At 59.7% G+C, this 22,767-nt stretch carries 17 protein-coding genes; 11 read left to right on the forward strand and 6 right to left on the reverse strand.

The features are described 5' to 3' along the window. Nucleotides 1-51 precede the first annotated feature (51 nt). The gene (locus tag J5Y17_RS13190) at nt 52-936 is read left to right on the forward strand and encodes a CHAD domain-containing protein (protein WP_219785715.1); all 885 of its coding nucleotides are present in this window, start codon (nt 52-54) and stop codon (nt 934-936) included. A gap of 46 nt (nt 937-982) precedes the next feature. Here the strand turns inward: J5Y17_RS13190 and J5Y17_RS13195 are convergent, their stop codons facing one another. Beyond that, complete coding sequence (locus J5Y17_RS13195; RefSeq protein WP_219785716.1) at nt 983-2,626, reverse strand: lysine--tRNA ligase; 1,644 nt, start codon at nt 2,624-2,626, stop codon at nt 983-985. A gap of 112 nt (nt 2,627-2,738) precedes the next feature. Between J5Y17_RS13195 and J5Y17_RS13200 the strand changes: the two genes are divergently transcribed. Beyond that, nucleotides 2,739-3,173 (forward strand): tellurite resistance TerB family protein, encoded by a 435-nt coding sequence (locus tag J5Y17_RS13200; protein WP_219785717.1) that lies wholly within the window; start codon nt 2,739-2,741, stop codon nt 3,171-3,173. A 40-nt stretch (nt 3,174-3,213) separates the two neighbouring features. After that, nucleotides 3,214-3,822 (forward strand): DsbA family protein, encoded by a 609-nt coding sequence (locus J5Y17_RS13205; protein ID WP_219785718.1) that lies wholly within the window; start codon nt 3,214-3,216, stop codon nt 3,820-3,822. A gap of 11 nt (nt 3,823-3,833) precedes the next feature. On the opposite strand, the gene dacB is transcribed toward J5Y17_RS13205, so the two are convergent. Then, complete coding sequence (dacB, locus tag J5Y17_RS13210; RefSeq protein ID WP_255572083.1) at nt 3,834-5,321, reverse strand: D-alanyl-D-alanine carboxypeptidase/D-alanyl-D-alanine-endopeptidase; 1,488 nt, start codon at nt 5,319-5,321, stop codon at nt 3,834-3,836. 125 nt (nt 5,322-5,446) lie between these two features. After that, the gene (locus tag J5Y17_RS13215) at nt 5,447-6,052 is read right to left on the reverse strand and encodes a nicotinate-nucleotide adenylyltransferase (protein WP_219785746.1); all 606 of its coding nucleotides are present in this window, start codon (nt 6,050-6,052) and stop codon (nt 5,447-5,449) included. Between the two features lie 106 nt (nt 6,053-6,158). Between J5Y17_RS13215 and J5Y17_RS13220 the strand changes: the two genes are divergently transcribed. Continuing rightward, on the forward strand, nt 6,159-7,034 hold the full coding sequence (locus J5Y17_RS13220) for a helix-turn-helix domain-containing GNAT family N-acetyltransferase (RefSeq protein WP_219785719.1): 876 nt from the start codon (nt 6,159-6,161) through the stop codon (nt 7,032-7,034). 3 nt (nt 7,035-7,037) lie between these two features. Here the strand turns inward: J5Y17_RS13220 and J5Y17_RS13225 are convergent, their stop codons facing one another. Then, complete coding sequence (locus tag J5Y17_RS13225) at nt 7,038-7,847, reverse strand: hypothetical protein (protein ID WP_219785720.1); 810 nt, start codon at nt 7,845-7,847, stop codon at nt 7,038-7,040. A gap of 124 nt (nt 7,848-7,971) precedes the next feature. Here J5Y17_RS13225 and ettA point away from each other — a divergent pair, with 124 nt between their 5' ends. After that, nucleotides 7,972-9,627 carry an energy-dependent translational throttle protein EttA gene (ettA, locus tag J5Y17_RS13230; protein WP_219785721.1) on the forward strand — a complete coding sequence of 552 codons (1,656 nt, stop codon included), beginning with the start codon at nt 7,972-7,974 and terminating at the stop codon, nt 9,625-9,627. 1,553 nt (nt 9,628-11,180) lie between these two features. Then, nucleotides 11,181-11,387, forward strand: a complete 207-nt coding sequence (locus tag J5Y17_RS13235; RefSeq protein WP_219785722.1) for a cold-shock protein — start codon at nt 11,181-11,183, stop codon at nt 11,385-11,387. Between the two features lie 68 nt (nt 11,388-11,455). Here J5Y17_RS13235 and J5Y17_RS13240 read toward each other — a convergent pair whose 3' ends face one another. Continuing rightward, nucleotides 11,456-12,406, reverse strand: a complete 951-nt coding sequence (locus tag J5Y17_RS13240) for a class I SAM-dependent methyltransferase (protein ID WP_219785723.1) — start codon at nt 12,404-12,406, stop codon at nt 11,456-11,458. 143 nt (nt 12,407-12,549) lie between these two features. Next, nucleotides 12,550-13,056, reverse strand: a complete 507-nt coding sequence (locus tag J5Y17_RS13245) for an alkylphosphonate utilization protein (protein WP_219785724.1) — start codon at nt 13,054-13,056, stop codon at nt 12,550-12,552. Nucleotides 13,057-13,272: 216 nt separating this feature from the next. Here J5Y17_RS13245 and J5Y17_RS13250 point away from each other — a divergent pair, with 216 nt between their 5' ends. The 5 genes from J5Y17_RS13250 to J5Y17_RS13270 all read left to right on the forward strand — a co-directional run bounded on the left by J5Y17_RS13250 (nt 13,273) and on the right by J5Y17_RS13270 (nt 22,706). Further along, entirely contained in the window at nt 13,273-15,039 is a 1,767-nt protein-coding gene (locus J5Y17_RS13250; protein ID WP_219785725.1) for an autotransporter assembly complex family protein, read from the forward strand. Further along, complete coding sequence (locus J5Y17_RS13255; protein WP_219785726.1) at nt 15,039-18,326, forward strand: translocation/assembly module TamB domain-containing protein; 3,288 nt, start codon at nt 15,039-15,041, stop codon at nt 18,324-18,326. The genes J5Y17_RS13250 and J5Y17_RS13255 overlap by 1 nt, the downstream gene beginning before the upstream one ends. Nucleotides 18,327-18,411: 85 nt before the next feature. Next, a complete protein-coding gene (locus J5Y17_RS13260) occupies nt 18,412-19,119 on the forward strand; it encodes an ABC transporter ATP-binding protein (protein WP_219785727.1) in 708 nt (235 codons plus the stop codon). Nucleotides 19,120-19,124: 5 nt separating this feature from the next. After that, entirely contained in the window at nt 19,125-21,491 is a 2,367-nt protein-coding gene (locus J5Y17_RS13265; protein ID WP_219785747.1) for an ABC transporter permease, read from the forward strand. A 3-nt stretch (nt 21,492-21,494) separates the two neighbouring features. Beyond that, nucleotides 21,495-22,706 (forward strand): efflux RND transporter periplasmic adaptor subunit, encoded by a 1,212-nt coding sequence (locus J5Y17_RS13270; RefSeq protein ID WP_219785728.1) that lies wholly within the window; start codon nt 21,495-21,497, stop codon nt 22,704-22,706. The last annotated feature ends 61 nt before the right edge of the window (nt 22,707-22,767 follow it).

Consider the following 22,767-nt stretch of genomic DNA (forward strand, 5'->3'; position numbering starts at 1 on the left):
TCATTGGCCTGTCACGGACCTTGGCCTACATTTGAATGGAAAGAGGCCCGCATGAGCTATTCTATCCAGTCTAAAGACCGCGACATGACCCAAGCATTCCGCCGCATCTCGCAAGACCGTTTGGGGCGCGCGATTAAGTCATGCGAAGCGGACACGCTGGAGGCACGGATGACCGCCGTCCATGACATTCGCAAACGTCTCAAGGAAATACGCGGTCTCCTGCGCCTCGTGGGTCCGGATTTCGATGGATACAAACAGATGGATCGGCGCTTGCGCGACATCGGGCGCCAACTGTCCGACCTGCGCGACATCAAAGTCCGCTGCGACACTCTGGGCCAACTGTCCAACTATGTCGCCTTATCGGACGATCACATCACGCTCTACCTCAACCACTTGGCCCAGACGCGCGACACGGCTTATGGCAACGCGGGCGATCCTCTGAGCAACGTGGCGCAGGAATTGAACAAGATGCTCAAATCCAGCGCGGACTGGCACCTGCGGCACAAAGGGCGCAAGGCGCTCTTCCCCGGTCTCTCCGCCACTTACAAAGCCGCATATGACACAATGGAACGGGCCCGCGAAACCCGAGAGCCAGAAGATTTCCACACCTGGCGCAAACATGTGAAATATCACTTCTTCCATGCTCGCCTGCTTGCCCCGATCTGGCCGGACGCGATGGAGGCACAAGTCAAGGCCGCCGAAAGTCTCGGCGAACTTTTGGGAAAGCATCACGACCTGATCGTTCTGAGCCATGAGGCGCGGTCTGCGGGCCTAAACGAAGCCGCGGTTAAGACACTGGAAGCTGGATTAAAAGCGCAGATCGCCACCCATGAAAAACAGGCCTTTCTCGATGGCGCGCGCCTTTTCGCGGATACGCCGGAGGCGCTGACGCATCGCTGGTCGGTCTGGTATCGGCTGTGGCGTCACGCCAAATAAAAAGGGCCGCCGAAGCAGCCCTTTGAAAACACGTTCGAAATAAGACTTACGACAGTTCGCCGTTCAGACCCTTTTCGATCAGACCGATGGTCTCGTTTACACCATAGAGCGCCGCGAAGGACCCGAAACGCGGTCCTTGGGATTGACCCAAAAGCACCTCATAGAGCGCCTTGAACCAGTCGCGCAGGTTCTCGAACCCGTTGTTCTTGCCGACTGCGAAAACAATGCTCTGCAGGAAATCGCCATCCGCGAAATTCGCCTCCGGCAACGGCTCATCGTTGCCCATATCAGCGTTCTTCTTGGCAATCGCGGCCAATGCCACCTCTTCGGAGCCAAAGGCCGCCTTGAGGTCTTCCATAGCTGCGCGTTCCTGATCACTCGGCGCACGGAAGGTTTTTTCCGGTTTCACGAAGTCGTTGTAATAGCGCACCGCATAGCCTGCCGCCGCATCAAGCTGCGGGTTGGCTTGCGGTGAGGCTTCCGGCGCATAGCGCTGGATAAACCCCCAAAGTTGGTCCTTTTCTTCTGCACCCGCCACGGAGGCGAGGTTCAAAAGCATTGAGAACGGCACCACCATATCAGACGCTGGCACATCGGCGCCGTGGATGTGGAACACCGGGTTCGCCGCCTGTTTCGCCGCGTCCTGCGTAGGGTAGGCGCGGAGCTGTTGATGATACTCATCCATCGCCCGTGGGATCACATCGAAATGCATCCGCTTCGCCGTTTTCGGCTTTTGATACATGAAATAGGCGAGACTCTCGGTCGAGGCATAGGTCAGCCATTCGTCAATCGACAGACCATTGCCCGAAGATTTCGAGATTTTCTGACCATTGGCGTCCAAGAACAGTTCATAGGTGAAATGCTCCGGCTTTTGCCCGCCCAGGATTTCACAAATCCGGTCGTAGATCGGCGTGTTGGTCGAGTGGTCCTTGCCATACATCTCGAAATCCACACCAAGGGCCGCCCAGCGCGCGCCAAAGTCCGGTTTCCACTGCAATTTCACATTGCCGCCGGTGACCGGAAGGGTCCACTCTTTGCCATCCTCGTCATCAAAGGTGATCGTGTAATCGTCCTTGTTCACCTCTTTCATCGGCACGTAGAGCACACGACCGGTTTCCGGGTGGATCGGCAGGAAAATGGAATAGGTCGCCGCGCGTTCCTCACGCAGAGACTTCAACATCACCTTCATCACATCGTCGTATTTCTCGACGGCGCGCTTCAGAACCTCGTCGAACTGACCTGATTTGTAGAACTCGGTCGCCGAATAGAACTCATACTCGAACCCGAAGGTGTCGAGGAACCGGCGCAGCATGGCATTGTTGTGATGGCCAAAGCTTTCGAACTCTTCGAACGGGTCGTAGACAGAGGTCAGCGGCTTTTGAATGTCTTCTTTCAGGCGCTCCTGGTTCGGCACGTTCGACGGAATCTTGCGCATCCCGTCCATATCATCAGAAAAACAGATCAAACGCGTCGGCACGTCCGAGATCACCTCAAACGCGCGGCGGATCATTGTCGTGCGCAGCACCTCGCCAAAGGTCCCGATATGCGGCAAACCCGACGGACCGTAACCGGTCTCAAAGAGCACATAGCCCTTCTTGTCCTTGGATGCCTCATACCGTTTGAGTACAGTCCGGGCCTCTTCAAAGGGCCAGGCTTTCGAGCTCATACCGGCATCACGCAGGTCCGTCATTTTAAGCAATCCTTTTGTCGCACGGGTCTCTCCCGCAAGGCGCAACTCCTATTGAACACCCCGGCTTGCGTCAATATTGTTTGACCGCACATGCCCCTTTGGAGCCAATAAAATGAACGATATTCCCCATTCCCTGACCCCCCAGGACTGTCTCGTCGCCGTGATGATCGCTCTGTCGATGTCCGATGAGAACATCCGCACCGCCGAATTGGTGACCATCGAGAATATCGTTAACCATTTGCCCATTTTCGGCGAATATGACCCGGACCGCATCAAAGTCGTCTCCTCGACCGTCTTCGACCTGTTTTCCGAAGAGGACGGTTTGGACGCGCTTTTCGGCCTTATTCGCGACAACCTGCCCATCTATCTGCACGAGACCGCCTATGCGCTGGCCTGTGACGTCGCCGCCGCCGATGGCCATACCTATGAGGCCGAGCTGCGTCTGCTCGAAGAGATTCGCTACGAATTGAACATCGACCGCCTTCATGCCGCTGCCATTGAACGGGGTGCCCGTGCGCGCTACATGCTGATCCACGACACGATCTGACACTTGGGCTTCGGGCCCGCACACCCCATGGGAGGCCCGCATGCCCCGTTTCACCTATCTCTACGACACCTATTGTGGCTGGTGCTACGCCGGCGCGCCCGTGATCTCCGCCTTGGTCGAGGCGGGCGCAGAGGTGACGATGCATCACCGTCTTTTGTTCGCGCCAGAGCATGCCCAAAGGATGGGTGCGGGCCTCGGCGCCATGATCGAACAACACGACGCCCGCGCGGAGCAGCTGTCCGGCCAACCGTTCAGCGATCTGTACCGCGAAAACATCCTGCGTGCGCCCGACGAAAAACTCGACTCGAGCCTGACCGCTGCGGCGGCCGCCCTTGTCCATGACCAAGGCGCAAAAGTCGAAATGGCGCTGGCCCGCCGTCTGCAAAAGGCGCGCTGGGAAGAGGGCCGTTCGGCACAGGATGCCGATTACATCACGGAAATTCTGCGCAAAGAGTTCGGCATTGAGACACCGCTCTCTGAGGGCAAAGCGCCCGCGCTTAAAATGGCGCGCGAAACGGAAACCCTGATGCACCAATACGGCCTGTCCGGCGTGCCGGTGCTGATCATGGAGCGCGACGACACGCTCTACAACGTTGCTCTGTCGGACTATTATCGCCAGCCGGATGAGATCACCACGCTGTTGACCTGACCCACCGGCGGCTACTCAGCGAATGCACCGGCCGGCCCCAAGGCGCCCCAGCGCTCAATCAATGCCTGCTGCAATCTTTTAGCACGAGCATTGAACGGCCGCGCCCCTCGCGGAATTTCCGCGCCTTGTGCCTGTGCCGCTTCGCGCCGCGACACATCGGCGACAAAGATCGCGAACGCCATACGCTTGCCCCCCGGCGCGTCCAAATACCCCGCCAGAGTTGACACGAAATTCAGCGTTCCGGTCTTGGCCACAACCGTCAGCGGGTGATCCTTTATCACGCCACCCCGGTCATCTTTCATCAGGAATTGCTTCAGAAGTGGTGCCAAACGCGCCTCGACACCCGGCGCCACCAACATATGGGCAAGATCAACCGTGGTCACTTCTGATGCACCTCCAAGGCCCGAATGATCCACAAAAGATATATGACGCATGTTCAGCGCCTCACGCGCCCAGTCACTCATCGCTTGGGCTGAGCTCAGCAAACCATTCACTGCGAGACCTCGGGATAGAGTGGCCGCAAGCCCCAAAACCTCTGCGGTCAGATTGGTCGAATACTTCAACATATCGCGCACGACGACACTCAAAGGCGCGCTTTCGATCCGCGCGATCTCCTCGCCGGTCTCCGCCAGCCTCTGCCCTTGAGGCAATCGAAGCCCCTGCGCGCCGGCCACCGCCTGAAACACTTCACCCGCGTAAAGCCCCGGGAGCCGCACCGGCAACCACCGCGCGCCGCCATTTCCCAATGCGCTTCGCGCCACAGTCCATTCATCGCGTCCCTGCCCGGCCACATGATCAAACACCGGCAAATTGCGCGCGGCCACGCTGATCCTCGCAATGCGCACATCCGGCGCATAGCGCTCGGCGCGGGCGTCCATCTTGAGACTGTAGCCCTCGCCCTGTTTTTTCCATTCGAAATGCACGCGGTTGTAATTCAGGTTCAGCCCCGAAATCGTCGGATTATAGCCCGCATAGTCCGTCTGCGCCGCGTCGATCTCATCAATCCGGGGCAAGGCCGTGTCATCGATCAAAAACCGACCGCTGACGCCTTTGATGCCTTGCTCCACAAGCTGTCCGGCCAGCGCAGCCAAACCATCCGTATCCAAGGTCGGGTCGCCCCCGCCCGACAGGATCAGATCGCCCTGCACGATCCCGTTCACCACCGGCCCGCTGCGCAGCACCCGCGTGGCAAAACGATGGTCCGCGCCCAGATGTTCGAGCGCATAAAGCGCGGTCACGGCCTTAGCGACCGAAGCTGGCGGCAGTCGAAGCAACGGCCCGTGGGTTTCATGAAGAACGCCGGTTGCACTGTCCGCCACGGCATAGCTGACCTGCCCCGACAGCCCAGAGGCTGCGATCAAAGCTTCGCCGGTCGGGATCGACTGAAGATAAAGATCCGCAGGACGCGGCTTCGGCAGCGGAGAAGCAACCAGTTCTTGCGCCAAAGCGCCGCGTGCCATCCCTGCGTGGGCGACACCACCCAGCAGAAGCCCAAGCATCCCGCGTCGATTGATCCGTGAATTTCCTGTCTGCATCATGGCCGTGAGTTAAGCCTGCGTTTGCGTCATGGGCAAGACGGGAAAACCTGTCTTTTGCTCCCCCTGAGCCCGCGGGGCACATGCGGTCAGTCCCGCACCCAACCGCCCTTTGCTCGGATCTCCGTCGAGGAAGCATCCGACATCGGCACGTTGATAAAACACCAACAAGGAGCCCCGCATCGCCCCAAAAGCCGCGAGGCGCGGGGCGAGAGTTTCGCATGGGCAAAGCTTTGCGCCGCCACCGAATTGCGCGCAGCACCGCGCGTGCCGGGTCGGGCAATTACGCCTACAGGCGTGGTTTTCATAATCTCTCGCCAATCCTGCCAGAGATGAAACTGCGCCAGATTGTCGGCTCCCATCAGCCACACGAAGGTCACGCCAGGATAGAGTGCTTTGATCGCCTCAAGCGTCGCCGACGTATAGCGCGTGCCCGTGCGCGCCTCGATGTCCGTGACTTCGACTTTGGGGTGATCCATGATCTCGCGGGCGTGGGCCAGGCGCCGCTCCATACTTGCAGGACCCTTTTCTTTCAAAGGGTTCCCCGGGCTGACCAACCACCAGACACGATCAAGATTAAATCGTTTCAGCGCCATTTTGGTGATATGCACATGCCCCTCATGCGCGGGATCAAACGATCCCCCGAGCAGGCCGATCACTTGACCGGGGCGGGCATATGGCAGGTTACAACGCATGCCGTCCTGCATGGCGACAAGCCGTGTGACTGTCAATCTCTCCCTTGACGCCAAAACTTACCTGACTAAAGTCAGGAAAAATAAAAGACTTCAGTCAGGTATCTTCATGCCCCTCAATCCCGTCTCCCGCATCCGCCGTTTCAACCGCGCTGTCACGACTGAAACCGGCGTCTTGGATCAAAGCTTTCTCGGACGTGGCCGCCCTCTTGGCGCGGCCCGAGTTTTGAACGCCATCGGTCCTGCGGGGCGCGCTGTCTCCGACATCCGGGCCTTTCTCGATCTCGACACCGGGCTGTTGTCGCGCCTTTTGCGCAGCCTTGAGGACGAGGGCCTGATCGACGTCGCGGAAGACCGCAAAGACAAACGCCGCCGCTTTGCCGTTCTGACGCCGGAGGGGCATCGCGAATACGAGGCCTATGAGGCGCTGTCCAACGACCGCGCGCAGGCGCTTTTGGACCGCCATCCCCATCCGGAACAGCTCTTGGCAGCGATGGATCTGATCGCCTCTGCCCTGGGCCGCGACCGGATTGAGATCGTCGAAATGGACCCCGACAGCCCCACCGCGTTTCATTGCCTGGAAAGCTACTACGCCGAATTGGCCACCCGCCTCTCCGCCGGCTACGACCCGGCCAAAGCCGCCCGCGCCGGCAGCGAAGACATGCGCCCCCCGCGCGGGCAATTCCTCGTGGCCTTGTCAGATGGGTTGCCGTCCGGCTGCGTGGGATTGAAAGGCACCGATAAAGGCTACGCTGAAATCAAACGCCTCTGGGTCGCGCCTTCTGCAAGGGGGCTGGGATTGGCGAAACGCCTGATGTCAGAGGTTGAAAACCACGCGCGTGAGATGGGCATTACCACGCTTCGACTGGACACCAATTCAGCCCTCCCGGAAGCGGCGGGATTGTATCAGCGGTTGGAGTGGAGTGAGATAGACCGTTTTAACGACGATCCTTATCCGGATTTGTTTTTTGAGAAGAGGGTGTGAGGGTTAATCGTCGTCGCGAGCGTCACCAGGGGCTAAGATCAGTAATGGCAATTTGAACTCACCTGACTTCTGAACGAGTTCGGATGGAAATTCATACTCGACCGTCGCTTCCTGATCGCGGCCTAGGTGGTCAACGAAAATACCTTTCGAAAGAATATGCGCTGCGCGTATGACCTCCGAAGAAGCATCGAGAAGCAACCAATCGAGGAAGTCCTGATATTTCTCAACTCGCTCTTGCCGTGTTTCAGCCTCGAGGTGCGTTTCGAGAAAGCCCGCGAACACCCAATCATCCACAGTGGGGAAAGAAGAAGCACCCATTGTGTCATGAAACAGCATACGACCATCCGCATTAGGGAGATCTGCTTTCAGCCAACTTTTTACTTCGGATGGCGGAGTGTGTCCGCCAAGATGATTTCTCATCTGCTTTGAAAATTTATGCCACTTACTGTGCCTGAGTGCTTCGACAGGCTCAAAGCACTTTTCCACAGCAGCTTCGAATGCATTTTGCTCAGCTTGCTCGGCATTTCGTTTTTTTCTTCTATTTTCTAGAAACCCGCCGAGCGCGAAGATGGTCTCGCAAACTTTGAGGTTGAGCAGCCGAATGTACATGTGATCGCGCGACACAGCGACCTTTGCCAATGTGGGATTTTCTGGTCGGCCTGCTATCGATGCCATCAACATCATTCGTAAGTGGTTCACCTCTTCTGCAAACATGACAATTGTAAGCAAAAGCGCGGCCGCATCTTCCCCAATCGTCTCGAGATCAGACTTGTTAACGTTGATTTCTAGAAATTCGACTTTTGATAACTTCATTGAACACCCCCCGGACAAATATAAGACGCCTTCTGAAGTCTAAGCTTCATCGTTCCAATTGCCATCCCCCCTCTTCCCACGCTAAACCACCGCCCAAACCATTCCCCCCAAAGGAGCCCGTACAATGGCAGCCTATCAATACGTCTACCACATGGACGGCGTGTCCAAGACCTACCCCGGCGGCAAGAAGGTGTTCGAGAACATCCGTCTGTCCTTCCTCCCCGGCGTCAAAATCGGTGTCGTCGGTGTCAACGGCACCGGTAAATCGACCCTCATGCGCATCATGGCGGGCATGGACAAGGACTACCAAGGCGAGGCCTGGGCCGCCGAAGGTGCCAAAGTCGGCTATCTACCGCAGGAGCCCGAACTTGATCCGTCGCTGGACGTGCGCGGCAACGTGATGCTCGGTGTGGCCGCCAAAAAGGCGATCCTCGACCGCTATAACGAGCTCGCCATGAACTACTCCGACGAGACCGCCGAGGAGATGGCCAAGCTCCAAGACGAGATCGACGCCCAGAACCTCTGGGATCTCGACAGCCAGATCGACGTCTCCATGGAGGCGCTGCGTTGCCCCCCCGACGACGCCGATGTCACCACGCTGTCGGGCGGCGAGAAACGCCGTGTCGCGCTTTGCAAACTGCTGCTCGAAGCCCCCGACATGCTGCTGCTCGACGAACCGACCAACCACCTCGACGCCGAGACCATCGCCTGGCTGCAACAGCACCTCATCGAGTATAAGGGCACGATCCTGATCGTCACCCACGACCGTTACTTCCTTGATGACATCACCGGCTGGATTCTCGAGCTGGACCGTGGCCGCGGCATCCCTTACGAGGGCAACTATTCCGCATGGCTTGAGCAAAAAGCCAAGCGCCTTGAACAGGAAGCCAAGGAAGACAAGACCCGTCAGAAGACCCTTGAGCGCGAACTTGAGTGGATGCGGCAAGGGCAGAAAGCCCGTCAGGCCAAGCAAAAGGCCCGGATCGACCGCTACAACGACCTCGCCTCGCAATCCGAGCGCGACAAGATCACTCGCGCCCAGATCGTCATCCCGAACGGCCCGCGCCTTGGCTCCAAGGTTATCGAGGTCAATGGCCTGTCGAAGCATATGGGCGACAAGCAGTTGATCGAAGGGCTCGACTTTGCCCTGCCGCCGGGTGGCATCGTCGGCGTGATCGGCCCGAACGGCGCCGGTAAATCGACGCTCTTCCGCATGCTCACCGGCCAGTTGGAACCCGACGCTGGCACCGTCGAATACGGCGACACGGTCAAGCTCAGCTACGTCGACCAGTCCCGCGACGATCTCGACCCGAACGCCACCGTGTTCGAGGCGATTTCCGACGGTCAGCAAGTGATCGCTTTGGGCGACGCGGAGATGAACGGCCGCGCCTACTGTTCCGCCTTTAACTTCAAAGGCGGCGATCAGCAGAAGAAAGTCGGCGTCCTCTCCGGCGGGGAACGCAACCGCGTCCACATGGCGCGCCTGTTGAAATCGGGCGGCAACGTCCTCCTCCTCGACGAACCGACCAACGATTTGGACGTGGAAACCCTGCGCGCGCTGGAAGACGCGCTCACTGAGTTTGCCGGTTGTGCTGTGGTTATCTCCCACGACCGCTTCTTCCTCGACCGGATTTGTACCCATATTCTGGCGTTCGAAGGCGACGCCCATGTGGAATGGTTCGAAGGCAACTTCGAGGATTATGAGGAAGACAAGAAGCGTCGGTTGGGGCCGGATGCCTTGGAGCCCAAGCGTCTGAAGTATAAAAAATTCAGCCGCTAAAATGGATCAAAAGGCGCCTTCGGGCGCCTTTTTTGTTGCTGACAAAGAGATTGTTCTCATTTTGTTCCGATACGCAATTGACCGCACCCCAGAGAATCTGTATTTTGTATGACATACCTTGAAGCACCACTAAATGCGGTACGAAGATGACTTAGCACCTCGCAGAGCGAGTACGGTGAAAGTCATTCTGAACGAGAGTCAGCCCCTAGCGGGGCTATGTCGAGTAAACTAGCGGCGAAAGGCTAAGGAGGCCCGACAGCGGGATGCTGTTCGGACAACTTCCGCCCGAGCAACTAATCGGCCGAAAGGTTGCTCAAACCGCCGGAATTGGGGCGGAATATAAATACTGAGCGAACCTTAATCGCTCATCCGGATGAGCATCGCTTAGGATAAATTCCAATGCGGTTTTCATTCAAAATCGAGGGACGGGTCTCGTATGGTGACATTATTGGAACCATATCACTCGTACTGACAATCATAGCGCTTTTTATATGATCGTCGGGCGGTCTTCGGGCCGCCCTCATTGATTTCCCCCCCTCCGCGCCTGACCCGAGGAGGTTCGAGTGAAACGCGTTCCTTTTGTACAAGAGGTGCGCCGTTCCCAGTCGGCACACCTTCGGCGTGACGGAGCGGCTCTGGCGGCTTTCGCACAGTGCTCCGCGAAGACTCGCGTTTAAGATGCCAAGGGCGTCCTGTACCCCACACTCAAACGCTTTCCAGGTCCATCTCAGAACACGCCTCGCCCCGCGGCTTTAGAACGTTGAGATGCGAACACTGGCGCGCTCTCACGCCCCAAGACGAGGGTGCGCGTACGGTGATCGAGGGCGTTGAGGCGTCCGTTGCGGGCTTTTTCTGCGAAGTTGGTCATTGCATATCTCCGTGTGTATCTCTGCGGTGTTGGAATTGAGGCGTTCGGGGAACTGTGGCGATTAGATCGGGCGACCGAGTCGCTCAAACGGCGTGTCGCAGAATTGAAAGGAGCCTTCTCCCTTTCGGCGCGGCGCAATATGACGCGTGCGCTGCTCCGGCGTGTTGTTCCGTTCAGTATGCAAAATGCCAGCGAAAGTATTCATGGGGGGGTCCCTGTAAGTCAGTGTCTCGTTTGTTACTCAAACCGCCACAATCACTACACAGGATCACTATTGCGCCACGTTTTGGCAAAAAATGGACCAAAAAGCGCCCAATTCGCGCCCATTTTTGGTCAAAACCATGTCAACCAGAGGTTGAACTTCACTTTAAAGAGGATGTTTGGGGCATCAATGTGATCAAAAGACGGCTTTTCCCGACATTCACCAAACCTACCGGCACGGCCCAAAACATCATTTCGCCATGGAAGAACCGCAATCCATTTGTCGCTCGTCCCTCGTCTTTTCAAGACGTTTCATCGCAGTGGAAATCCCTATACAATTCACTGGAAATCTGCCATACGGGTCGGGCTAAGTTACCTCTTTCGACCCTTCTGTTCTCCTTCACCGGCCACAGTCATCGAACGACTACGACGACGCCGGGTTGCTGCACTCTCGCGAGCGACAAGACAAACAGGAGTAAACACGATGGCCAATGGCACCGTGAAATGGTTCAATTCCACCAAAGGTTACGGCTTCATTCAGCCGGAAGGCGGCAGCAAAGACGTGTTCGTGCACATCTCTGCCGTTGAGCGTTCTGGCCTCACCGGCCTGGCCGATGGCGCGAAGGTTACCTTCGACATCGAAGCCGGTCGTGACGGTCGCGAATCTGCGGTGAACCTCGTCGTCGCCTAATCTCAGGCACGCGTAGGACATTTAGGGCCCGGGCGTTTCGCGTCCGGGCCTTTTTCTGTTCCGCATTCTCAAACCAGCGCCATAAGATCACCATCACCCTCGCGCGCGACCTGCTGCGCCAACCCGCTGGCCACGATCGCAAGCCCCTCGATCGGCGTGCCGCGATCCTCGCGCAGGATGCAGGGCGTCAGTTGCACGGTCCCAAACCCCGCCTCGGACAACAGCGCCCCGACATAGCTCTGCGCATGGGCAAACCGCCGACTGTCACGCAGCTCCACGGGCCTATCGCCCAGCTCAACGGTAAAGGCCAAGACACCGCCCGCCGCCAGAGATCCGGCACACCAGCCAATGACGCGCTCCAGTGCACCAAGGTAGATGAACACATCCGCCGCGACGATCAGGTCAAACCGCTGCTCCGTCACCTCAAGCTGGGCGATGTCGCGTTTGTCGAGCACATCGTAGATTCCCTTGCGATCCGCCTCGACCAGCATGCCGTCGGAAATGTCATAGCCGACAAGATGCGCCGACACGGGCCGCAACACGGCCCCCATCAGCCCGGTGCCGCAGCCGAGATCAAGCACCGCGCCGAACTGTGTCCGCCCGGCCAGATGCAAGGCCTCCATAATGATCTCAGGCCCGCGATAGCGGAGTTTCTCGACCAGAGAGGCCTCGAACCGCGGCGCATATTGGTCAAAAAGCAACTCGACAAAAGCGGACGGCATCGCCTCCGCGACAGGCACCTTACGCGCCAGATCACGCTTTAGCCCCGCACCCAAAGGATCGCTCGGGTCGGCCAGAACCGCCTTGTCCCACGCCTGACAGGCCGCCTCGACCTCGCCCACAAGCTCGAAAAATTCTCCAAGCCGAAACCACCCCGCCGCCCAAGACGGCGCCAATTCAAGCCCCCCCGACAGAGTTTCAATCGCCCCCGCCAGATCGCCCAAATGCGCCAGCGTTTCGGCAAAGGACGCCCGACGGTCCGCCGTCAGATCGCCCGAGGAAAACAGGCTTCCCGCCATGATCCCAAACTTTCAAAAGGGCCCGCTCATTTGCCGGATCGACCCTGTCGACAGGCCACGCGGCGGGCAACACGCTGCATCCATCTGCATCACGCGCCCGATACGCCGCCGCTGCGGGTCTGTCAATTTTTCTGTGTGGAGCCTCAGCGCTTTTTGACGAATTCCGTCAGGATCACGATCCGCTGGCCTTCGACCCGGCCTTCGATATGGCCTGCATTGTCGGGCACCAAGGAAATCCCACGCACCGCCGTTCCGCGTTTGGCGGTAAACCCGCCGCCCTTGACCGGAAGGTCCTTGATCAGAATGACCGTATCGCCAGACGACAACACCGCTCCGACGCTGTCGCGATGGATTACCTCGGGACCGGCGGCCTTGGCCCATTCTTCAACCTCAGGCTCCAAGTAGAGCATATCGAGCGCATCCGCCGCCCAGGCCTCATCCCGGAAGCGGTTGAGCAACCGCCAGGACACGACCTTGACCGCATCGCTTTCGGACCACATGGAGGTGGTGAGCGCCTGCCAATGCCCCTCGGGCACTGCGTCGCCTTTCAAGCCGTTCGCACAAGTCTCACAGAGATTGACCGCTTCAGTGCGCGGTTGCACCGCAACCGCTGTCAAAGGGCCCTCTGCGCCACAAATCTCGCATTGCATGACCTCGGTCTCCCTCTTTTGCATCAATCTGAAAGCGATATGGACACAGGCTTTAAGGAGACACCCTCGCCGGAGCAAGCGGCAAACCGCCACACCATCTGAAAGCGTTCGGAAAAGTGGAGAAAAACCCCCTTTAAACTGAGGCCCGAACACCGCATAGTCGAAAAAAAGGTTTAATCGGGGGGCCATCTGATGCGAGGGCCGGATGTTCAGCAGATGTTAAAATTGACCGCCGCGTTTCTGGTCTGCGCCACCGCTGCGCAAGCGTTCGAAGTGCAATTTGCATCCACAGCTGACGACGATCTCAAAAAGCGCCTGCGGGCCGCCTCCGCCGTGATAGAGGCAGCAGACACGGACATCACCGCCCCCGAAGAAATCATCGCCGCCGTGCAATCGGATTACCGCACTTTGATCGGCACCCTCTATCGCGAGGGCTACTACGGGCCAAAGATTTCGATCCGCGTGGACGGGCGCGAAGGCGCCTCCATGTCGTTGATTTCACTTCCTTCTCAAGTCAACAGAGTGACCATCGAAGTGGATCCCGGCCCCCAGTTCGTCTTCGGTGACACCACAGTCAACCCGCTTGCCAGAGACACGGAATTGCCAGAGGACTTTCGTCGCGGCGAGATTGCACATTCCTATCTTGTCGGTGATGCGACCGACGCCGCGATCCGAGGATGGCGCGAGGCCTCGCACGCCAAAGCCCAGCCCAAAGGCCAGACCGTGACCGCCGATCATCCGACCAAAACCTTGGATGTCGATGTCGAGATTGACCCTGGCCCCCCGGTCAAATTGGGCCGGTTGCGGTTTGCCGGAAATACCACTGTGCGCGAGGACCGTCTCTGGCGGATCGGTAATCTGGCGACGGGCACCGCCTATCATCCCGAGAAACTGGATCTGGTGACCAAACGGTTCCAGAAAACCGGAACCTTCCGCTCGATCACCCTGCGCGAAGCTGAAGAGTTGAACGACGACGGCAGCCTCGACATCATCGCAACGCTGGTCGATGAAAAGCGTCGCCGCCTCGGGTTTGGTGCCGAGCTGTCCTCGCTTGAGGGCGGCACGCTCAGCGCCTATTGGATTCATCGCAACCTGACCAACAATGCCGACCGGCTCCGCTTTGACGGTGAGGTGTCCGGCATCGGCGGCAACACGGGGATCGATGTGACAGTCGCTGCCACCTATCGCCGACCGGCCACGGTAACGCGAAAAACGACATTGGTTCTTGGCGCAGCTCTGGAACATCTCGATGAACCGGATTTCCTCTCGGACAGCGGCGAATTCACGCTCGGGTTCGACGTGGAAACCTCTCCCAATTCGACCTTCTACGGCGGCATCGGTTACCGATATTCCGAAGTAGAGGACGATCTCGGCTCGCGCAACTTCTCCTATCTGATCCTGCCCTTCGAGGGCTCCCGCGACACGCGTGACAATTCACTCAATCCAACCAAAGGCACCTATCTCGCCGCTGAAGTCATGCCCTTTGTCGCGCTGAACGACTCCGCCAGCGGCGTACGTCTGTTTGGCGATGGACGAGGCTACATGTCCTTTGGCGACGACGACCGCTTCACCCTTGCTGGCCGGTTGCAACTCGGATCGATCTATGGTGCCGAGTATACCGATGTGCCCCCCGACATGCTGTTCTTCTCCGGCGGTGGCGGCACTGTGCGGGGCCAGCCCTACCAATCGCTCAACATTGACATCGGCGGCGGCGACGAGATCGGCGGATCGAGTTTCCTCGGCCTCTCAGGCGAACTGCGCGCCAAAGTCCGAGGCAACATTTCCGCCGTCGGCTTTTATGATCTCGGCGGCATTGGCACCTCGGCTTTGCCCGGCGAGGACGCCGAATGGCACGCGGGCGCGGGGCTTGGCCTACGCTACAATACGGGCTTCGGTCCGATCCGTTTCGACGTCGCGACCCCCATCTCCGGCGATACCGGTGACGGCATCCAGATTTATATCGGGATTGGGCAGGCCTTTTGATGAAACGTATTCTCCTTGCTTCCACACTGCTTGTACCTGCTGCGCTGATTGCACAGGACAATTCCTCCTCGGAGACGGCCCGCGATCGATCCATGATCGTCGGCTTTCTCGAGGACAATCTTTCCGGTGCCGGACGTGACATTCGCATCGAAGGGTTCCGCGGGCTCCTGTCCTCGACCGCAACGATGGACGAACTGACCATTGCCGATGAAAACGGCACCTGGTTCACGCTCCGCAATGCCGAGTTGGATTGGAGCCGCACGGCGCTTTTGGCCGGACGTGTCGAAGTCACGCGCATTGCCGCCGAAGAAATCGTCTTCGAACGCCTGCCGGAGACCAGCACCGAGGGCGTCGATTTGCCCGACCCGGAGGCCAAGCCCTTTTCCCTGCCCGACCTTCCTGTCTCCATCGACATCGGTGCCATCGAGGCAGAGCGTGTTCACCTCGGCGCAACGGTTTTGAAGATCGGCGAGGCGGTCGAATTGTCCCTGAATGGCTCGGCGAAGCTGGACGATGGCTCGGGCGAAGCCGTGCTTGAGATCGAGCGACTGGACGCCGCCGACGAGCAGTTCTCTGTCTCGGTCTCTTACGACAACGCCACCGAGGTGCTCGACCTCGACCTCTCCCTCACCGAGGATGCGGGCGGCATTGTCTCGACGCTCGCAAATCTGCCCGGCTCCCCACCGCTTTCCCTGACCGCCAAAGGTGCGGGTCCTCTCGATGAATTCGCAGCCGACATTGCATTGGCCACCCGCGGCGAAGACCGGCTGACCGGTCGCGTCGCCTTGAACGCGGAGGTCGACCCCGAGGCCCCAGACGCCGCAGCGCCCCGCCGTTTCTCCGCCGATCTATCCGGCGATCTGACCCCGCTCTTTAGCGCGGACTACGCGCAATTCTTCGGTCCTTCCTCGACGCTGAATGCAGAAGGTGTGTCCTATCCCGACGGCGGGTTCGACCTTGAACGCTTCGCGCTTTCGACCCGCACACTATCCCTGATCGGAACCACGACCATCGGCACCGACGGTTGGCCAAGCGCATTTTCGGTCTCCGGCACGCTGGAGAGCCCGGATGAGCGCCCCGTACTTTTGCCCTTCGGCAGCGCGCGTTCCATGGTGCAAAAAGCCGAAATTCTCGCCAAATACGATGCGACGCGTGGGCAAGGCTGGTCCGCCAATATTGACGTTCAAGACTATACCCAAGACGGGCTCGACATTGGCTCCGCCCGTCTCGGCGCGCAGGGAACGATCACGCGTCAGAGCAGCGAAAGCACGACTGCCCTCGGCGCAGTCAAAGCCCGCTTTGGCTTGACGGTGCAAGACTTTGCCTCCGAAGACCCCGCTCTGCAAGAGGCCGTCGGCGATGCGCCCGCGCTCTCCGGCCAGGTGTTCTGGCGCGAGGGAGAACCCTTTGTTATTCAAAGCCTTGAGGCCCGAACTGACGCCACACGCGCCACCGCCTCAGGCAGTATCGACGGGCTGGACGCCGGTTTTGAATTCACCGGACGCATGTCGCTCGACACCCCACGGCTTGCGCGTTTCGCGGCGCTCTCCGGTCTTGATCTGGCCGGGGCCGTCAGCGTCAAGGCACAGGGCAGCGTCTCTCCGTTGCATGGCACTTTCGACCTTGAGGCCGACGCCAACGGCACCGGGCTGAGCACTGGCATTGACCAGGTCGACACGTTGATCGGCGGCACCAGTGACATTCACCTCTCGGCGGTGCGCGACCAAACCGGCATGACCCTGCGCGAAGGCAAGGTCACGACACAGGCGGTGACGGCCGAGGCACAGGGCGCACTCACCTCCGACAGCGGCACACTGAGTCTGACAACTCAACTGGACAACGTCGCCCGTCTGGGCGTGGCCCTCAATGGCCCGGCGACGCTCGATGCAGAGATGTCCTATCTGGGCGCGGACAGCCCCTGGACCACACGCGCGGATCTGACAGGACCCGGTGGCTCGACGGCCACCCTGTCGGGCACCCTGACGCAGGATTTCTCCAGCGCCGATCTCGACCTTTCTGGCACCGCACCTCTTGGCCTATCCAATCGCTTTACCACCGCCGTCCTCACGCAAGGTACGGCGCAGTTCGATCTGGGCGTGAATGGCCCTCTGGCGCTGTCCTCCGTGGCAGGTCAGGTCCAGGTGTCCCCTGGCGCGCGCGTCGTCGTATCCGCTGCGGATTTGGCACTGACCGTCAACCGCGGTGTGGTCTCACTCAATGGCGAACAGGCGCAAATCGATGTCGAGGCCGCCGCCGACACGGGCGGGTCAATCTCCACCTCCGGTCAACTGACCTTGAGCGGCAGCATCCCTGCCGAGCTCTCGATCAACCTGAACGCCCTCGGCCTGACTGATCCACAGCTCTACAGCACCTCCATCAGTGGCGCGGTGACGGTCGCTGGCCCGTTGACAGGAAATGCCAACATTGCCGGCGAGTTGACCCTTGGTGAAACCAATGTCACTGTCTCGCCCGCAGCGCTTGGCAGCGGCGGCGACATTCCCGACATCACCCATCGCGGAGCCTCTTCGGCGGTCACGCAGACCCGATCTCGCGCCGGATTGATCCAAAGCGCAAATGGCGGCGGCTCCTCCGTGGCCTACGGGCTGGATGTCGTTCTCTCCGCCCCAAACCAGATTTTCGTACGCGGACGTGGTCTTGATGCCGAACTGGGCGGGCGCCTGCGGATACGCGGCACAACCGCCGATGTGGTCCCTGTCGGACAATTCTCGCTGATCCGTGGACGGCTGTCACTTTTGGGCAAACGCATCACCATGGCGGAAGGCGCAATCACGCTTCAGGGCGAATTGGACCCGATCCTGCGACTGGTGGCCGAAACCGAAACGGATACGATGACCGTTCAGCTGATCACCGAAGGCCCGCTGAGCTCACCCGAGCTGACCCTGAGTTCTTCACCGGCGCTGCCCGATGACGAAATCCTCGCCCAGCTTTTGTTCGGCAAGGATCTGAGCAAAATGTCCGCGCTGCAAGCCGCTCAGATGGCGGATGCCGTGGCCACGCTCACCGGCGGCGGCAGTGGTCTTGTCGGCTCGATCCGGGACAGTTTCGGTCTGGACGATCTTGACCTTCAGACCTCTGAGGATGGTGCAAGCGCACTCACGCTTGGGAAATACATCTCGGATTCGCTCTATACCGACGTCACCATCGACAACGAGGGCAAATCGGTGATCGACCTGAACTACGATGCCACGCGCAACGTGACGATCAAAGGCTCTGTGTCCTCCGAGGGTGACACCGGCGTCGGCGTGTTTTTCGAACGCGATTATTGAGACAAAGGCAACGGACAGCGCGACTTGATCCGTTTCAAGGTGGCAGATCGGGAATGGTGTAAACTGTCTCCGAGAGGAGGAGGCCATGCCCGAGACCGTGTTTCATACCGAGAAGCTGGTGAAGACCTATCGCACCGGCGGAGCAGAGGTGCATGCGCTCTCTGGCGTCAATCTTGATCTGTTCGCCTCCGAACTGACGGTTTTGCTCGGGCCATCGGGGTCTGGCAAATCCACGCTTTTGAACATCTTAGGCGGTTTGGATCACGCCACCTCTGGCAAGGTGATGTTCCGCGACCTTGATCTGACGGTGCAATCCGACCGGGCGCTGACGCGGTTTCGCCGCGATCACGTCGGCTTTGTGTTCCAGTTCTACAACCTCGTGCCTTCCCTTACCGCGCGCGAAAACGTCCAGATGGTAACCGACATCGCCCCCAATCCGATGAAGGCCGAAGAGGCCTTGGAACGTGTCGGCATGAGCGATCGGATCGACCATTTCCCGGCCGAACTTTCCGGCGGCCAGCAACAGCGTGTCGCCATCGCGCGTGCGATCGCCAAACGGCCCGAGGTGCTGTTGTGCGACGAACCCACCGGCGCCTTGGACAGCAGCACGGGCGTTCAGGTCTTGGAAGCGATCCGCGAGGTCAACGAAGATTTGGGCACCACCGCCATCGTCATCACGCACAACGCCGCCATTCAGGCCATGGCGCATCGCGTGGTGCGGTTTCAGGATGGCAATATCGCCTCTGTCTCCACCAATGAGACGCGCGTTGCGCCCTCCGAGATCGTGTGGTGACCCAGATGCATGCGCTCGACAAAAAACTCCTGCGCGATTTCAGACGGCTTTGGGGCCAGTCGCTTGCCATCGCTTTGGTGTTGGCCTGCGGCGTGATGATCCTCCTGACCGCTTTCGGCATGTACAGGGCGCTGGATGACACTTTGGCGGCCTTTTACGAACGCAATGAATTTGCCGATGTCTGGGCGATGACCGAAAAGGCGCCACGCCCGCTCTTGACCGAAATCTCCGCCCTTCCCGGCGTGCAAACCGCCGAGGCGCGGGTGCAGGAATATCTCATGCTCGATCTGCCGGGGCGGGTGAAATCCGCGACCGGTTTGGCGCTCTCTTTGCCCGACACGGGCGCTCTTCCGACACTTAATGTGCCGCTCCTGCGCGCGGGCCGCTTGCCCGATCCGCAGGCCACTGATGAGGTCATGGTCAACGAACCCTTCGCTGAGGCCAACGGCTTTGAGATCGGCGACACCTTCGAGGCGCTGCTCTCCGGCCAGAAACGCCGCCTGACCATCACCGGCACCGCACTGTCGCCCGAATTCGTCTATGCCATCGGCCCCGGCACACTCATGCCCGATGACGAGAGTTTCGGCATCCTTTGGGTGCCGCAGGCCATGCTGGCCTCTGCCTTTGACATGTCCGGTGCCTTCAACTCCTTGACGCTCAGCCTGTCGCGCGACGCACAAGAAGATCAGGTGATCGAAGCGCTGGACACATTGTTGGAACCCAACGGCGGCACCGGCGCGCATGGCCGCGATGAACAGGCCTCCAACGCCTTCGTCACCACCGAGATCAAACAGCTCAAGAACATGGCAACCATCCTGCCGCCGGTGTTTTTCGGCATCTCCGCCTTTCTCGTGAATATGGTGATCGGCCGGATCATCGCGCTTGAGCGCGGCGAGATAGGATTGCTCAAGGCACTTGGTTATACCGACGTGCACATCGCCGCGCATTACGTGCTTCTGGCCGGTCTGACCGCCGTGTTGGGCGTGATCATCGGCTGGATCACCGGTGGCCTATCTGCGCGTTGGATGGCGGGAGAATATGCGCAATATTTCAAATTCCCCTATCTGATTTTCAACGTCTCCTATGACGCCTATGCGATCTCCGGCTTCCTCGCACTTTTGACCGCCGCCGTTGGCGCGCTGCGCTCCGCCATGGGCGCGGCCCGCCTACCGCCCGCCGTTGCGATGTCGCCCCCCGCGCCGCCGCGGTTCAAACGCAGCCTCTTCGACCGGGCATTGGCCGCGCTTCGCCTCAGCCAGCCCTCAATGATGATCTGGCGATCTCTGTTTCGCTGGCCTCTGCGCGCGGCCTTTTCTGCTATTGGCCTGTCGCTGGCGGTTGCGATCATGATCTCCGTGGGCTTTTTTTCCTATTCGATCAACAGCGTTGCCGACATCGCCTTTAATCAGTCGAACCGCGAGGACATCGTGTTGCTCTTCACGAAAGAACGTAGTCTCTCGGCGCTCGAGGACGTGCGCAACCTGCCCGGCGTGATGGAGGTCGAGGGCGAACTGTTCACACCCGTGACACTGCGCAACGGGCACTTGGAGAAACAGCTTTCGATCACAACGCGCGGCGCGGGCGCCTCTTTGGCGCGCTCCATCGACGAGGCGGGCCGCGTGGTTGAGGTCGAAGGCCCCGGCCTCTTGATCACCACCCGCGTGGCCGAAGTCCTACGCCTCGCCCCCGGCGACCCGGTCGAGGTCGAGTTCCTGAGTGGACGGCGCGAGACGTTCACCTTGACAGTGGCAGGAGTTACCGAACAATTCTTTGGCCTCGGCGCTTTCATGACTCGCGAGGCCATGTCGCGCCTGACCCGCAGCGTGCCGCAAATCTCCGTCGCAAATGTCACGCTTGATCCCAGACAAGACAACGCTTTCAACCGCGCCATCAAAGACACGCCGCTGATCTCTGGCGCCGTGCGCGTCACCGATATGAAGGCCTCATTCGACGCCACGGTGGAGGAAAACATCTCCATCATGAATGGGCTGTTCAGCGTGGTCGCCATCCTGATCACCGTCGGCCTCACTTACAACAGCGCCCGCATTCAGCTTTCCGAGCGCGCTCGCGAATTGGCCTCCCTGCGCATTCTCGGCTTCTCGAATTGGGAAGTCTCCTACATCCTGATCGGGGAAATCATGCTGATCGCTGCGCTGGCACAGCCTTTGGGCTGGCTCATTGGCTACGGCCTTGGGCACCTTATGGCTGCCAGTTTTACCTCCGATCTCTATACGATTCCCATGGTCCTTCCGCCCGCCGCCTATGCCACGGCCTCTGTCGTCGTGCTGGGCACCGCGCTGGCCTCCGTGCTTTTGGTGCGACAGCGGATTGACCGGCTTGACCTTGTTTCCGTGATGAAAACCCGGGAGTGACCCATGACCTCCAAGTCCCGCAAATCGCTTTTGACCCTGATTGTTGGCGCGCTCGTCGTGGCGCTCCTGTTCATCGCCTTTCGCCCGCATCCCGTGGCGGTCGATCTTGCGCCCGTGACCCGAGGACCGATGCAGGTGACCATCAATGCCGATGGCAAAACCAAGATCCGCAACCTCTATGAGGTCTCCGCGCCGATTGCCGGCACGGCACTGCGCTCGCCCGTAGAGGAAGGCGATCCGGTCGAGGCGGGGGTGACCGTGGTGGCCAAGGTCGAACCCATCGCACCCTCGCTGATTGATGCGCGCACCCGCGTGCAATTGGAAGCCGCCGTGCGCGAGGCCCGTGCCGCCGCCGATCTCGCGGGTGCGCAGTTGCGGCAGGCCGATGAAGAGCTGTCCTATGCCCAAAGCCAATATGAGCGCACCAAAGCGCTGGTCGCGCGTGGAGTTTCCTCGCTCACCGCGCTCGAAGATGCACAACAACTTCTATCGCTGCGTGTCGCTGCCCGCGATGCCTCCGCCTCGAACGTCCAGATGGCCGAATCCTCTCTTGCGCGTGCTCAGGCTGCGTTGATCGAACCGGGGGCGTCTATGCAGGCGGGCGAAACCTGCTGCGTCGAGATCACCGCACCTGCCACGGGCAAGGTTCTGGCGATCACTCAGGTGTCTGAGCATGCAGTGGCGGTCGGCTCCCCTCTCTTGTCCATCGGTGATGTCGCCGATCTGGAGATCGAGGCGGATTTGCTATCCTCCGATGCCGTAGGCCTCGAGATCGGCGCCCGCGCCATGGTCGAACGCTGGGGTGGAACACCCGCGCTTGAGGCCCGGCTCATCCGTCTCGCGCCGCGCGCCGACACCCATGTGTCCTCTCTGGGCATCGAAGAGCAACGGGTTTCCGCCGTCTTCGATCTGGTCACCCCACCCGAAGAGCGCCCCGGCTTGGGCCATCACTATTCCGTTTTCCTGAAAGTCGTGCGTTGGGAGGATGACACCGCCCTGACCATACCGATCTCCGCCATGTTTCGCGACGGGACCGGCTGGGCCACCTTCGTCGCCGACGGTGGCACAGCGCGTCTGCGCCCCATTGAGATCGGCCATCAATCCGACACCCGTGCCGAGGTTCTGTCTGGTCTTGAAGAGGGCGAAATGGTCATCCCCCACCCCGCAGACACCGTAGAAGACGGTACGTCGATTGTAGATCGTGCTGCGCTCTAACCTCCCCTATTGAACCTCGATCTGGCTTAGGGAACCCTCTGCAATCACCCGCGCGGTTCGC

It is taken from the genome of Celeribacter sp. PS-C1 (genome assembly GCF_019429625.1).
Taxonomy (GTDB): domain Bacteria; phylum Pseudomonadota; class Alphaproteobacteria; order Rhodobacterales; family Rhodobacteraceae; genus Celeribacter.